The organism is Sodalis sp. RH21, from assembly GCF_047324175.1.
Lineage (GTDB): Bacteria > Pseudomonadota > Gammaproteobacteria > Enterobacterales > Enterobacteriaceae > Acerihabitans.
In genome coordinates this window covers 4,957,816-4,971,455 of the sequence record NZ_CP178732.1, presented here as the reverse complement: position 1 = coordinate 4,971,455, position 13,640 = coordinate 4,957,816, and the positions used below count along the sequence as shown (strand labels likewise).

The window sequence follows — 13,640 nt, the reverse complement described above, 5'->3', positions numbered from 1 at the left end:
CCTTGATAATGTAATGGAATAATGACGTGTTTAACAAATTTTTAGGTAATATTCATTCGCGCCCGGAGCTGCTGATATTGACATTGGTCATTATGATCATTGCAATGCTGATTATTCCATTGCCAACTTATTTAGTGGATTTTTTGATCGGCCTTAATATTGTCCTGGCCATATTGGTTTTTATGGGCGCCTTTTATATCGATCGCATCCTGAGCTTCTCCACCTTTCCTTCGGTGTTGCTGATCACCACGCTGTTCAGGCTGGCGCTGACGATCAGCACCAGCCGGCTGATCCTCAACGACGCCGACGCGGGTGAAATCATCGCCACCTTTGGTCAATTCGTCATTGGCGATAACCTGGTGGTGGGATTTGTCATCTTCGCCATCGTCACCGTAGTGCAGTTTATCGTCATTACCAAAGGGTCCGAGCGCGTGGCGGAAGTGGCGGCGCGTTTCTCCCTCGACGGCATGCCCGGCAAGCAAATGAGTATCGACGCCGATTTAAAAGGCGGCATGATTGACGCGGACGGCGCGCGCGAGCGGCGCAGCGTGCTGGAGCGCGAAAGCCAGCTGTACGGCTCATTTGACGGGGCGATGAAATTCATCAAAGGCGACGCCATTGCCAGCATTATCGTCACGTTCGTTAACTTTATCGGCGGTATCGCGGTGGGCATGAGCCAGCACCATATGGATCTGTCCGTCGCGCTGGCGACCTACACCATGCTGACCATCGGCGACGGCCTGGTGGGGCAGATTCCGGCACTGCTGATTTCCATCAGCGCCGGGCTGATTGTCACCAGGGTAAATGGCGACGGCGACAATATGGGCCGCACCATCATGCAGCAATTGCTCGGCAACCCATTTGTCCTGCTGATCACCGCTTTTCTGGCCCTGTCGATCGGCATGCTGCCGGGGTTCCCGCTGACGGTATTTATTTTGCTGGCGCTGTCGTTAAGCGGCCTGTTTTTTTTCCGGTACCGGAAGTCCCAAAAATCCCTGCCATCCCAGGACGGCGCGGCAACCCGCAACATGGATTTCGACGAAGGACTGTCGGCGCAAAACCTGGGGTTGGACAGCAAGATGGGCATTATCGGCGATCTCGACCGCACGGCGGCAGAAACCGTCGCCCTGATTTTATTAGTCTCGCGTGCCAATTATGCGCTATTGGAAAAAGAACAGCTGAATGAGCGGCTGCGCAGCCAGTTTTTTGTGGATTATGGCGTCAAGTTGCCGGAAATCATGCTGCGCGCCTCGGATAATGTCGACGAACAAACCCTGGCGGTATTGATCAACGAAATCCGGGCGGACGCCTTTACGATTCATTTTGATTTACTGCGGGTGGTCAATGGCTCGGATGAGATCCATCAGCTGGCGATGTCCGCCAGGGTCGAAAAAGACGCAATCTGGGTAGAACCGCAGGCCAGGGAGACGCTGGTGCCGCTGGGCTATCAGCTGCGCCCGGCGATTGATGAAATTTACCAGTGTTTTTCGGTGCTGCTGTCCCACCATGTCAATGAGTTTTTCGGCGTGCAGGAAACCAAGCACATGCTGGACATGATGGAAGATAAATATCCCGACCTGCTTAAGGAAGTGCTGCGCCATGCCACGGTGCAGCGCATTGCCGAAGTCTTGCAGCGCTTGTTAACCGAACGGATATCCACGCGTAATATGAAGCTGATCATGGAGTCATTGGCCCTGTGGGCTCCGCGGGAAAAAGATGTTATTACGCTGGTTGAACATGTGCGTAATGCCTTGGCGCGTTATATTTGCCATAAGTTCGCCGTCAATAATGAGCTTAGGGTGGTTATTATTTCGGCTGAAGTAGAGGAAATGATTCGAGGCGGTATCAGAAATACTTCCTCGGGCGCATTTCTTAACCTGGAACCGGCGGTTTCAGATGAATTAATGGATCTATTTACCGTAGGTTTAGAAAACATATTTATAGCGCATAAAGATATGGTGTTATTAACCTCGGTGGATGTGCGTCGTTTTATTAAAAAGCTGATTGAAACGCGTTTTCGCGACCTTGAAGTGATGTCTTTTGGTGAGTTGACCGAAGCCGTCAATGTTAATGTTATCAAAACTATTTAATTAACCTGGAGTAAAATACATGTATGTTGATATCGCCGCTTTAGTTCGTGAAGCCTTACTGGACAGTGGCTGTGATCCAAATTTGTTGGATAATTTTGATAGCCATTCAACTATTGCACTTGATTTTAATGATCTGCCAAGCATTTATATCAGCAGCCAGGAGGAAGATATTTGGTTATGGTCGCGCATTGCGGAATATAACGAGAATACGCTGGAACAGCGGGCCCCGGCATTACTGGGCGAGTTGATGCGCAGCGCCGAGTTTATTCGCGGCGAGCAGTTTTTACTGGCCAAAAATGAGGGTTACCTTGAGCTGAAGGCGCTGCTCAATCCCACTTGCCTGACCAGCGGACAAAATTTTGCGGTGGCGCTCAGCGGCTTCTTCGAGCGTCTGGAACGTTTTGTCGAGGTTATGCAGTAAATGACACATCACTTGCGGCTGCTGCGCCGGCAGGCTTTGCCCCTGCGCTTGACCGGTCCCATCATCGAGGCGGTCCTGCCCGGGGTGAAAGTGGGCGAAATTTGTGAAATTCGCCGCAGCTGGGCGTGCCGGGACGTTATTGCCCGCGCCCAGGTGCTGGGATTTCACCATGAGCGCACGGTATTAAGCCTCATCGGCCCCAGCCGGGGGCTATCCCGGGATGTGGTGCTGCACCCGACCGGCCAGCAGCTGGTGGTCAACGTCAGCGAGGACCTGCTGGGCACGGTGATCGACCCCACCGGGCGTATCGCCGAGCGGCTTATCCCGCCGGCCGCAAGTTGCCAACCGGAAATCCGCAATATCGATACCGATGCGCCCGCGTATTCCGAGCGTAGCGGCATTCGCCAACCCTTTATCACGGGCATCAGGGCCATTGACGGCCTGCTGACCTGCGGCATCGGGCAGCGGGTGGGCATTTTCGCTTCGGCCGGCTGCGGTAAAACCGTGCTGATGCATATGCTGATCGATCAGGCGGATGCGGATGTGTTCGTGATCGGCTTAATCGGCGAGCGCGGCCGCGAGGTCACCGAGTTCACCGAGGCGCTGCGCCGTTCGGGACGGCAGGGCCAATGTATTCTGGTTTACGCCACGTCGGATTACTCGTCGCTCGATCGCTGTAATGCCGCCATGGTCGCGACCACCATAGCCGAGTATTTCCGCGATCGGGGTAAGCGGGTGGTGCTGTTTATGGACTCCATCACCCGCTATGCGCGGGCGCTGCGCGATGTGGCCCTGGCCCAGGGACAGGCCCCGGCGCGCAGGGGATACCCGGCATCGGTTTTTGACGCCATGCCGCGCATTCTTGAGCGTCCGGGCAATACCCGCCGCGGCAGCATCACCGCCTTTTATACCATTTTGCTGGAAAGCGACGATGAGCCGGACCCCATAGCCGACGAGATCCGCTCGATCCTCGACGGGCATATTTACCTGAGCCGCAAACTGGCGGCGCAAAACCACTATCCGGCGATAGATATCCTGCGCAGCATCAGCCGCGTGGCCGGACAAGTGACCCAGGAACATCATCAAAGCCTGGCGGGAGAAGTCCGCCGGCTGCTGGCCAAGCTTGAGGAGCTGCAAATATTTCTCGATCTGGGCGAATACCAAGCCGGCGAAAACGCGGAAAACGATCGCGCCATGAACAAGCGCCAGGCATTGCAGGATTTGCTGCGCCAGTCTCTGGAGGAACGCACGGATTTCAACGCCACGCTTCAGGTGATGTATGACGCTGTTTCATAAAATCAGCACCCTGGTGCGCCGGTGCGAGGTTAATAGCCAGCGGTGCGATCTGCGGTTGATCACCACTGAACGCCGCCGGCAAGAGGTCATGGCGGAGCAAGCCGCCTTGCAACAGCAGCGCGCCGGCCTGCGGCAATTGCTTGAATTGGAGCGGCCCCAGGGGCCGTTGGATCGAAGCGAGCTTTTTTTACGGCAACGCCGGCTGGCGGTATTGCGGCGCCGGATTCTGGAGCTGGGCCTGCAGGAAACCCGGTTAAACCAGCAATGCCTGGACCTGGGGCAGCAACTCCAGGCCATCGGGTCGGAGCGGCAGCGCTGGCAGCGCCAACAAGACAAATATCAATCATTGCTCAAGCGGAAAAAACAGACATTGCGGTTACTCCGGCTCCGCCAGGATGAAACCGAGATGCAGGAGATAATAACGTGGAAATCTTAAATCGATCGGCGGGTTATCCGGGCTATGGGGCGTCCGGCCACGCGCCGGCGGTGGATATCACCGCCCGGGCCGCCGAAAGCGCGGTCCATCAGCAGCGGATCGCCCGGTCTCAAACCGAAGGGGACGATGCCGCGGGCCGGCCGTCCAAGGGCGAAGGCAGCACCGGCAAACGAAAACGCGGCGAAATTGAAGATGGCGCGGGCTTGACGGTCCCGGGACTCCTGCCGCGGCAGGTTACGGATATTCCACAGGCGGGGAAACGGGCCAGGCGGGATCAACGCGGCGCCGGCTCGGTGGGCTGGACCCTCGATGGCCGCTTGGCGCAGTCGTTGAACACAGCGGCCAAGTCCGCCGGGAAACCGGCTCCGACGCCCCTGGCTTCCTTGGCGGCGCCGCATTCCCCGGCGCCTGCGCAGGAAACCTTTGACCGGTCCAAGGCAAAGCATGCCGCGCCGCCGCCCGCGAGCGAACCGGAACCGCGTGACACCGCCGGCGCGCCAACGCCGGTTGACCAAGGCGAACCGCCGGCGGCCGCGTATCCGGCCATGGCCCGGCCGCTTCCCGAATCGGCGCCGTCACGGCCCAAGGCCCCCGACTGGCTGGCCCAGGAGCCGCGCCAGGGCATCAATATGCCGGCGCCGCAGAGGTCGTCGACCGCACCGGGCAGCGGAAAAACCGCCACCTTTACCTTTAAGTCGGAGTACGCCTCCGGGGTAAACAGCGTGCAGATTTCCCTGGACGGGCAAAAAATCCTGATGCCATCCAACAAATTGACCCATGACAATCTGCTGGCCAACCGGCCCGAGGCCGACGGTTACAGGGTTATGCCCGCCTCCGATCAACAGCGTCAGCGGGGCCGGGATCGGGAAGAACCGCGGGAGGAGGATCAGTGAGTCATTTGCAATTGCGCGCACTGTCGCGGGCGGATATCGCCTGGCGGCAGGCGCTGGCGACTTGGCGCGCGCACGGGATCGCCGTCGGGCTGGACGCGCCCGCTGGCGGCCAGGGCCAAATGGCCATTAGCGCCGATAACGGCGCCTGGCGGGCAATTATCCATGCCAGGACCTGGCTGGCGTACCACGCCCCGGAACTTGCCGCCATGGCTGGGCATGCCTGCGACGATGGCAAAATCATGGCGTTGTTTAATGCCGTGGCCCAGCCGCTGACCTTTGAACATTACGCTTTGCCCTACCGGTCGCTGCGCGCGGAAGCCATGGTGGCTGCGCCGTCCGGCCCGGCGTCGCCCTTGCCCCGTTTATCCGCCCGTGAATGCCCGCTTTGGGTCACCGCATTAGACGATTGCGGGGTGCCGCCCCCGGCGTTGGCTCCGCTGCGCCTGGGGCACATACCGTTGGCGGTGAAATGGGTAATCGGCACCAGCCGGCTACCGGCCGGGCTGGCGGCCAGGCTCGCCGTGGGCGATGTGATGCTCATTACCCGCGCCGACCGGCAGGTTATATGCCAGGGCAAGATTATCGGCCAATTTTTTCAAAACGAAGAGATGATTATGATGGACGAACATTACGAAGAATATGACCTGCCTGAAGAAGACGAGCCGGGAAACCCGGGCCCGGCCGGCATGAGCGATGCGCTAAGCCCCGTGCCGCTAAAACTGGAATTTATTTTGCAACGGCGATATCTCGCCATCGGCGAAATACAACAACTGTTTGCCGGCAAGGTGCTTGAAATGGACCCGGCCAGCGAGAAAAAAATCGAGATCAGGGCCAATGGCGCCCTGCTGGCCCGCGGTGAATTAGTGCAATTGGAGGACCGCCTGGGAGTGGAAGTGATGGAACTCTATCAGGATATGCCCGATGACCAGTGACCTGGGGTTAATCGGCGTATTAACGTTTTTATCGTTATTGCCGTTTCTGATCGCGTCCGGAACCTGCTATATCAAGTTTTCCATTGTATTTGTCATGGTGCGAAACGCCCTGGGCCTACAGCAGGTACCCTCGAATACCACCCTCAACGGCGTTGCCTTGCTGCTGGCGCTATTTGTTATGGCGCCGGTGGCACGCGACGCCTATGCCTCGTTCCAGGAGCATCAGGTGGATATGGCCAGTTCGGATTCCGTGATTAATTTCATGGAGAACGGTCTGGACGGATATAAAAGCTACCTGCAAAAATATTCAGACCCGGAATTAGCCCGTTTTTTTGAGCGGGCCCAGTCGGCGCAGAACGCTGACGATCATAATGACGACGAATTATCGCCTCCGTCGATGCTGGCGCTGCTGCCGGCCTATGCGTTAAGCGAAATAAAAAACGCCTTTAAAATCGGGTTCTACTTATATCTGCCTTTTGTGGTGGTGGACCTGCTTATTTCGAGTATTTTGCTGGCGCTGGGAATGATGATGATGAGCCCGATAACGATCTCGGTACCGATCAAACTTATTCTTTTTGTCGTACTGGACGGCTGGACCTTACTTTCCCAAGGTTTGATTTTACAGTATATCGATTTGGCCACGTAGCCTTCAGGAAAATAGGGTAAAAAAATGAACGATGTGGTTTTTGCAGGTAATAAAGCTTTATACCTGGTGCTGCTATTATCCGCCGGTCCTATTTTGGTGGCCACGGTGGTAGGGCTGTTAGTGGGGCTATTTCAAACGGTGATGCAATTACAGGAACAGACATTACCCTTTGGCATAAAATTATTAAGCGTCACGCTTTGCCTGTTTATCCTGTCGGGTTGGTATGGAGAAACCTTGCTGGGATTCGGCCGCGAAGTGATTAGCATGGCGCTGAGCCGGCAATAACCTATGGATATCACGGCTTTTTCTGACCTGCCGCACTGGTTAGCCACTGGGGTGATGGGGTCGGCAAGAATTACGCCCGCCTTTTTTTTACTGCCGTTTTTTACCAGCGGCATTCTCAGCGCCACTATCCGTATGCCGGTAATCATGCTGATTGGCGCCTCGCTGTGGCCATACCCCATAAATGCGCTGCCTCTGGATGATATTAACGGGTATTTGCTTATCCTGTTCCAGGAGGTGTTTATCGGGCTGATATTGGGGATCTTATTTGCCATGCCTTTCTGGATTATGCACGGTATCGGCAGCTTTATCGATAACCAGCGCGGCGCCACCATCAGCAGCACGCTGGACCCCATGAGCGGAGTGGATACCTCCGAGCTGGCCAATTTATTCAACCTGTTTGCCGGCGCCCTGTTTTTGCTGGGGGGCGGGCTGACGCTGCTGCTGGAAACATTCAGGACCAGCTATCAGCTGTGCGAGCCCTTATCGACCTGTTCGCCGGCATTGGTCCCTACCTTCGGGCTGATAACGCAATTAATGAGTAAAGTCATTATCCTTGCCAGTCCGGTATTGGCTGCGCTGTTGCTTTCGGAGATTTTATTGGGACTGCTGTCGCGGTTTGCGCCGCAGATGAATGCATTTTCCATTTCGTTAACGGTAAAAAGCCTGGTGGCGTTTTTTATTATTATTCTCTATTTTTCACCCATATTACCTGAGGCGTTCAGGTCGTTATGGCTCAACCAGAATCAGCTCGGTACCTGGTTGACCATCGTGACTGAAAATCATTAATCACCGAATTTAATCTGCTATGTCAGGTTAAATATTATCGAATGACTTTATAACAACGGCGCCCAACAGCTGCGGGAAACGTATGTCAAACAAGACCGAAAAACCAACGGCGAAACGCCTGAAAGATGCCGCGCAAAAAGGGCAAACCTTCAAATGCCGTGATTTGATTATCGCCTGCATGCTGCTGTGCGGCGTTATCTGGTTGACGTCGATAAGTTCGTTAACCGAGCTGATGGTGGCCTATCGCCATCCGATCGCCGGCAATTTTGAATTAGATATCAAAGCCTACAGCACGGCTATTTTGCTGCTGGCGTTAAAACTGATTGTTCCGGTTTTGGTGGTCTGCGTACTGGCTTCGGCGTTACCTACCCTACTGCAAACCGGTTTTGTGATCGCCACCAAAGCCTTGAAAATCAATCTGAATGCCCTCAATCCGACGAAAGGCATAAAGAAAATATTTAGCCTGCGTACCATTAAAGATACTGTTAAATCCTTGCTCTATCTGCTGAGTTTCGCCTGCGCCATCGTTATCACCTGGCACAACCATAAGGTGCTGCTATTTTCCCAGGTGCACGGGGATACGGCGGCGATTGTGGACATCTGGAGCAAATTATTGCTTTCGCTGGTCCTGACCTGCCTGGCGTGCATCCTGCTGGTGTCATTACTGGATGCGATTGCCGATTATTTTCTGCATATCAAAGAGTTGAAGATGGATAAGCAGGAAGTGAAACGGGAAATGAAAGAACAGGACGGCAATCCGGAGGTTAAAGCAAAACGCCGGCAAATCCATATGGAAATTTTGTCGGAACAGACCAAAGCGGATATCAGGAACTCGCAGTTTATTATCGCTAACCCGACGCATATCGCCATTGGTATCTATTTCAATCCTGAAATCGTACCTGCGCCGTTTATCTCGGTATTGGAATGTAACCAGCGGGCATTGGCCGTGCGCACTTACGCCGAAAAAGTCGGCGTACCGGTTATTCGTGATATTTCCCTGGCCCGGAAAATTTATAAAACCCACCGTATCTATTCTTTTATTGGATTGGAAGAATTGGATGAAGTGTTGCGTTTAATGACGTGGCTACGGCAAGTAGAAAATGCCTGGCGCGATAATGAAGAGTCGCCTAAATCCGAGTAGGTTTATCGGTGAGCGATAGTTGAAAGTTTCAGTGCCTTCTTAATGATTTAATAACGTCACATCCTTGTCGATGGTGACATTTTCAGGAGTAAAATATGACTGTTAATGATAATGCCAATGTCAGTGAAGATCAGATTGCGGATATGCTGTGGAACGCGGTTAATAGTGGTACCACATTAAAAGATGTACACGATCTCTCTGATGAGATGATGGAAGGATTATATGCACATGCATATGCATTCTATAACAAAGGCCAATTGGACGAAGCCGCGACTTTTTTCCGTTTTTTGTGCATTTATGATTTTTATAATCCGGATTACTACATGGGGTTAGGCGCGGTATATCAATTGCAAAAGCAATTCCAAAAAGCCGCGGATATTTATGCGGTAGCGTTTGCCTTGGCGCAAAACGACTATCGGCCAGTATTTTTCAGCGGTCAATGCCAATTGTTGATGCAAAAGGCCAATAAAGCTAAACAGTGTTTCGAACTGGTCATCGAGCATAGCCAGGAAGAAGCCTTTCGCATCCGGGCCAAAGCCTACCTGGATACGATAAATCATTAGGAAAAGTTAAATGAATTTCTCTCAAAAAATGGAGAACGTATATGACGGATGCCATTAAACTCAGTATTGAATTAGGTTATACCAACCTCCCGGAAGAAATTGTCGATAAAAAAAATACGCCCGGTTCGGCGCTATTTGATAAGACGCATATTTCTCCGTCCAAAGCCCAGACTTTGTTTAAACAAGCGCAGGGCGCGGCACAAGAATTGCTGGCGGTATTAAGCGATAAAACCCCTCGCGGCGCGCCGGCGCCGTTGGGCAAAAACGGCGCCCCTGAATTGCCGTTGCCGAAGATATCCCTTGGCGCCGAGGGTAAGCTCGACAGTAACGCCAAATTTACCTATTTGCTGGGCCAGGCCATGGTGTTATTGGCGAATGTTTCCCTGCAGGAGCTGGCGAACCGCCTGGAAATTTCAGTGGCCAATAGCGCCGCGTTGCGGCACTCCAACACTGAGCTGGCCAAACAGTTCCAACAGGCGGTGACCGAGAGCCAGGCGGCATATGACAAGGCCCTTGGCGATATGGATGCGCTGCAACAGGCCAAGACGGCGCTGGAAACGCAGCGGCGGGTTTACCAGCAGGCAGGGGAAGCCCTGGGGCTGTTAAGCCCGGAAGATGAGGGCTATGTCCAGGCGCAACAGGCGCTGTCGGCGGCGGAAAACGAACTGAAAACCGCTGGTGAACACATGGCGAAGGCGCAAGCCAAAGCCGATGCGTCGTACCAGGTAGCCAACGATAAAGCGCAGGCGGTGGACGACTTGTACGGCAAAATGCAGCTGACCGGCAGCCAGCAAAGCCTGGCAACCAAAGAGCACGCCGAACAGGCCCTGGACGCCATGGCGCGGATGATGCTGTTAATCGGCATTTTTATTACGCTAGTGGATAAAAATAGCCAGCAAGCGCTGGAAAGCGATGCCGAGTTGTTCCAGCGTATCCAGGTGGCCGTCCAGCAGGATTTGAAAAACCAGGCGGATAAAGCCGCGGCGGAAATGCGTAAAGCCGACGAGCTTAATAAGGCGATGGGCTGCGTCGGCAAAATCCTCGGTGGTCTGATTACCGCCCTGAGCGTGATAGGGGCGGCGTTTTCCGGCGGCGCCAGCCTGGCGTTCGCCGCGGTGGGGCTGGCGCTGATGGTGGGCGATCAAATCGGCAAGGCCATTACCGGCGTGTCCTTCATGGAGAAAATTTTAAATCCCATCATGGAAAAGGTGATTCAACCCTTGGTGGAAGCGCTAAGTAAAGGCATTACCCAAATGCTGGAAAAAATGGGGGTGGATTCCACGACCGCCAATATGGTCGGTAATATCGTCGGGGCGCTGGTCGCCGTAGCGCTGATTATTGCCGTCGTTGTTGTCGGCAAGGCCGCCGCCAGTAAATTCGCGTCCTCGGCCTTAGGCAAAATGATCGGTGAAGCGATCAAAAAAATAGTGCCCGATGTATTGAAAAACCTGGCCAATAAATCCGGCATGGCGTTATCCGACGGTATGAAACGCCTGATGGATCGATTAGGGCTGAAGTCGGATACGGCAACGCTGCAAAAATATTCCAATAATCTTAATGCGGTAAACGTGGGCGCAACCGTGACTACTACGGGTGTACAGGGCGGATTGGGCGTGGCGCGCGGCGTGGCGGAAAAAAATGCCCAGGATATTCTGGCGGGTTTTACCTTATCGGCCAGCGTGCTGGATCAGATAAAGAAATTACTTGAAACCTTGTTGGATAATTTCAGCGAAAGCCAGAAAAACATACAGCAAAAATGGGCCGATTTATCAGAAATACAAATGAATGCGGCCGGTACCAACAACATGATTCTTAGAAATACATTTGCTTAAAAGGATAGCTATTATGACCACTTTGGTAATTCAACCGCAACACGCCATCTATAACAATCCAGCGGTGCAAGATGCCGTGCAGGACATAAAGCAGCGCCCGGCCGATACCAGCGGGGAATTGGCCAATCGCGCGGCGCAAATCAACCAGGGGGTTGCGGGCGTTGGCGCCGCCGATGCCCTGCGTATGCCGGATAAGTCCAGGGCGATGAGCGCCGGGCAGTTGGGGCAGGCGCTGGCGCAACGCGCCGGAGAAGGCGATCCGGTCGAGGATTTGGCCAAGCTGATTGCCGGCAAAACCGAGATGAAAAAATTCGAGGTGGGCAATTTGTCCACCAGTAATATCGCCGCTTTATTTGCCGTTATTTTGCAGGCGCTGCAATCAAATAAAACCGCCGATCGGCACAATCAGTCGGATATGGCGCTGGTTAAAGGGCAAATGGCCGATGGCGTGGCCAGCGCCATGAGGGCCTCCGGGCAGGCGGCGCTGAGCGGGGCAATCACCCAGGCGGCATTCAGCACCGCTATCGCCGGCGCGGGCGCCTCTTTGCAAGGCAAGGCGATTAAAAACGAGCGCTACGCCATCAACAATAATTTGAAACAGGTCCAGCAGGCCAAGACGGATCTGGCGATGAACAAACTCAACGGCGCCAAGGGTACCGCCGCATCGCCGGCGGTACCCGCCATGCCGCCGCGGCCGAAACTCGCCACTACCGACGGACGCAATTTCGCGGTTAAAGAGCATAGCCCGAACGTAACGTCGGCGCAAAACGCCCACATCAAACGCGAGACCGAAATCAAGGCGCAAACCAGGATCGATAAAGAAGAGAACGATTATAAAAACCTGATGGCCAAAGCCGAGGCAACCAAAATGAAGGGCGTGCTGATTTCGCAAATGGCCCATCCCACCACGGGCATCGTCGGCGGCAACACCCAGGTTATCCAGGCCAATGAGAACGCCCAGCAACATATGCTGCAGCAGGCGGGGCAGGTGGCCGACGGCCTGGCGGACACCAGCAATACCAATGCCCGCGATCATGAGAATTTACTGCAAACATTGCAGCAAAAATTAGCCGAGATTCAAAAAGGCCATTTGGATACGGCCAATATGATAGCCGGTAAATCGGTTTAATATTCAATAGCGCCGCCCACGATTGGCGGACGGCGCGGAGTGACCTGACCATGGAAAATCTGAATTTTACCGTTATGCGGCCCATGCCGGGCGCACCCGCGACGCCTGGCGCACCGCCCGTTGCCGGCGCGCCGGGACTGGGCGTTACTGCGCCCCCCTCGCCGGCGGCCGATAATCCGCAGCCGGCGGCAAACCATCTTATGCTGGCCGACGCCAAAGCGGAATGGGACCATTGCCGCATGGCCTTAGACCGCGCCTGCCGACAGGTCGCCGCCCACACCCGCGACGCGATCGGGCAGGTTACCGACCGCCAGCAGGCGCTGGCCGCCGCGCCCGCCCCTGCCGGCCAGGCCCCGCTGGAAACCACCGGGAGCGCCGGGGGCCGTCCCGCCCGGGCGTTTGCCTTTGACGGGGAACTCGCGGTAATCCGGCACGCGGCCAACGCCAAATTAAACGGGGCTATCGAGAGCGGGGCGCATTTGCCCGCGCCGCCGGATCTCTCCGGATTTATCAGCCCGCGGGCGGCCGGTCTCGCCGCCGGCGATGCCGCCACCTCGTTTGTCAGTAATGCCGAGCTTTGGCAACAAGTCGTGGACAGCATCGGCCTGATCGAAACGCAATACCTCAAAGTGTATGAGACGGTGGTGGAGCGCTATACCAACCTGTTCCGGGATTTCAGCGATTTCATGAGCGGCTTGACCCGCCATCTTAAAGTTACCACCGATGACAAAGGCAATCAGACCATGCAGTTTGATCGCGCGGTGCTAGATGAGATCCAGAAATTGATCGACCGGTACTCCGTGGGGGCCGCCGGTATCCTGTTTCCGGAATCCGGCGGCGTAACCAAAGCCCAAGCGGAAGAGTGGGCCAAAGAGCTGGGCATCGACGCCAAATGTGTCCAGCCCTACAACGGCGGTTATGTGGTCAGGATGGATCTTTCTCCGCTGGAGGCCATCAAAAAAGATTTAACCGATAGCGGCGTTAAACCCATGAACACCTTTCAGTATCAATCATGGCGCAGCGGCTTTGACGCCCAGGCGGACAAGTTCAAAACCACGCTGCAAACCTTGACCACCAAATACGGCAATGCCAACGCCATGTTCGATACCCTGGTAAAAGTCTTGAGTTCATCCATTACCTCAGGTGCCGATGCCCTTAAACAGATTATCGCCTCGTTTTAGCTGCCAGTG

General features: G+C 54.9%; 14 protein-coding genes. All 14 read left to right on the top strand.

From position 1 onward, the window contains the following. Positions 1 to 26 precede the first annotated feature (26 nt). The 14 genes from ACL2XP_RS23055 (at position 27) to ACL2XP_RS22990 (ending at position 13,631) form a co-directional block, all read left to right on the top strand. Positions 27 to 2,090 carry an EscV/YscV/HrcV family type III secretion system export apparatus protein gene (locus ACL2XP_RS23055; RefSeq protein ID WP_413735599.1) on the top strand — a complete coding sequence of 688 codons (2,064 nt, stop codon included), beginning with the start codon at positions 27 to 29 and terminating at the stop codon, positions 2,088 to 2,090. A 19-nt stretch (positions 2,091 to 2,109) separates the two neighbouring features. Continuing rightward, a complete protein-coding gene (gene spaK / locus ACL2XP_RS23050; RefSeq protein ID WP_413735598.1) occupies positions 2,110 to 2,511 on the top strand; it encodes an SPI-1 type III secretion system chaperone SpaK in 402 nt (133 codons plus the stop codon). Continuing rightward, positions 2,512 to 3,807: a type III secretion system ATPase SctN gene (gene sctN / locus ACL2XP_RS23045; protein ID WP_413735596.1), complete on the top strand. Its 1,296-nt coding sequence runs from the start codon at positions 2,512 to 2,514 to the stop codon at positions 3,805 to 3,807. Then, positions 3,791 to 4,243 (top strand): hypothetical protein, encoded by a 453-nt coding sequence (locus ACL2XP_RS23040; RefSeq protein WP_413735594.1) that lies wholly within the window; start codon positions 3,791 to 3,793, stop codon positions 4,241 to 4,243. The genes sctN and ACL2XP_RS23040 overlap by 17 nt, the downstream gene beginning before the upstream one ends. Further along, positions 4,231 to 5,136: a hypothetical protein gene (locus tag ACL2XP_RS23035; protein ID WP_413735593.1), complete on the top strand. Its 906-nt coding sequence runs from the start codon at positions 4,231 to 4,233 to the stop codon at positions 5,134 to 5,136. Before ACL2XP_RS23040 ends, ACL2XP_RS23035 begins: the two co-directional genes overlap by 13 nt. Beyond that, positions 5,133 to 6,068, top strand: a complete 936-nt coding sequence (sctQ, locus tag ACL2XP_RS23030) for a type III secretion system cytoplasmic ring protein SctQ (RefSeq protein ID WP_413735591.1) — start codon at positions 5,133 to 5,135, stop codon at positions 6,066 to 6,068. Before ACL2XP_RS23035 ends, sctQ begins: the two co-directional genes overlap by 4 nt. After that, complete coding sequence (locus ACL2XP_RS23025; RefSeq protein WP_413735590.1) at positions 6,058 to 6,714, top strand: EscR/YscR/HrcR family type III secretion system export apparatus protein; 657 nt, start codon at positions 6,058 to 6,060, stop codon at positions 6,712 to 6,714. Before sctQ ends, ACL2XP_RS23025 begins: the two co-directional genes overlap by 11 nt. A gap of 24 nt (positions 6,715 to 6,738) precedes the next feature. Further along, entirely contained in the window at positions 6,739 to 6,999 is a 261-nt protein-coding gene (locus ACL2XP_RS23020; protein WP_413735588.1) for an EscS/YscS/HrcS family type III secretion system export apparatus protein, read from the top strand. Between the two features lie 3 nt (positions 7,000 to 7,002). Then, positions 7,003 to 7,785: a type III secretion system export apparatus subunit SctT gene (sctT, locus tag ACL2XP_RS23015; protein WP_413735586.1), complete on the top strand. Its 783-nt coding sequence runs from the start codon at positions 7,003 to 7,005 to the stop codon at positions 7,783 to 7,785. 82 nt (positions 7,786 to 7,867) lie between these two features. Continuing rightward, positions 7,868 to 8,926, top strand: coding sequence for an EscU/YscU/HrcU family type III secretion system export apparatus switch protein (locus ACL2XP_RS23010; protein WP_413735584.1), 1,059 nt, complete (start codon positions 7,868 to 7,870; stop codon positions 8,924 to 8,926). Positions 8,927 to 9,021: 95 nt separating this feature from the next. Beyond that, the gene (gene sicA, locus ACL2XP_RS23005; protein WP_413735583.1) at positions 9,022 to 9,489 is read left to right on the top strand and encodes a type III secretion system translocator chaperone SicA; all 468 of its coding nucleotides are present in this window, start codon (positions 9,022 to 9,024) and stop codon (positions 9,487 to 9,489) included. A 41-nt stretch (positions 9,490 to 9,530) separates the two neighbouring features. Then, positions 9,531 to 11,321 carry a type III secretion system translocon subunit SctE gene (sctE, locus tag ACL2XP_RS23000; RefSeq protein WP_413735582.1) on the top strand — a complete coding sequence of 597 codons (1,791 nt, stop codon included), beginning with the start codon at positions 9,531 to 9,533 and terminating at the stop codon, positions 11,319 to 11,321. Between the two features lie 13 nt (positions 11,322 to 11,334). After that, complete coding sequence (locus ACL2XP_RS22995; protein WP_413735580.1) at positions 11,335 to 12,450, top strand: IpaC/SipC family type III secretion system effector; 1,116 nt, start codon at positions 11,335 to 11,337, stop codon at positions 12,448 to 12,450. A gap of 50 nt (positions 12,451 to 12,500) precedes the next feature. Continuing rightward, a complete protein-coding gene (locus ACL2XP_RS22990; RefSeq protein ID WP_413735579.1) occupies positions 12,501 to 13,631 on the top strand; it encodes an IpaD/SipD/SspD family type III secretion system needle tip protein in 1,131 nt (376 codons plus the stop codon). Positions 13,632 to 13,640: the final 9 nt, after the last annotated feature.

Excerpts from the sequence above, each read along its gene's own strand:
- spaK (WP_413735598.1), top strand. The coding sequence starts at position 2,110 with ATGTATGTTGATATCGCCGCTTTAGTTCGTGAAGCCTTACTGGACAGT.
- sctN (WP_413735596.1), top strand. The coding sequence starts at position 2,512 with ATGACACATCACTTGCGGCTGCTGCGCCGGCAGGCTTTGCCCCTGCGC.
- ACL2XP_RS23040 (WP_413735594.1), top strand. The coding sequence starts at position 3,791 with ATGACGCTGTTTCATAAAATCAGCACCCTGGTGCGCCGGTGCGAGGTT.
- ACL2XP_RS23025 (WP_413735590.1), top strand. The coding sequence starts at position 6,058 with ATGACCAGTGACCTGGGGTTAATCGGCGTATTAACGTTTTTATCGTTA.
- ACL2XP_RS23020 (WP_413735588.1), top strand. The coding sequence starts at position 6,739 with ATGAACGATGTGGTTTTTGCAGGTAATAAAGCTTTATACCTGGTGCTG.
- sctT (WP_413735586.1), top strand. The coding sequence starts at position 7,003 with ATGGATATCACGGCTTTTTCTGACCTGCCGCACTGGTTAGCCACTGGG.
- ACL2XP_RS23010 (WP_413735584.1), top strand. The coding sequence starts at position 7,868 with ATGTCAAACAAGACCGAAAAACCAACGGCGAAACGCCTGAAAGATGCC.
- sicA (WP_413735583.1), top strand. The coding sequence starts at position 9,022 with ATGACTGTTAATGATAATGCCAATGTCAGTGAAGATCAGATTGCGGAT.
- sctE (WP_413735582.1), top strand. The coding sequence starts at position 9,531 with ATGACGGATGCCATTAAACTCAGTATTGAATTAGGTTATACCAACCTC.
- ACL2XP_RS22995 (WP_413735580.1), top strand. The coding sequence starts at position 11,335 with ATGACCACTTTGGTAATTCAACCGCAACACGCCATCTATAACAATCCA.
- ACL2XP_RS22990 (WP_413735579.1), top strand. The coding sequence starts at position 12,501 with ATGGAAAATCTGAATTTTACCGTTATGCGGCCCATGCCGGGCGCACCC.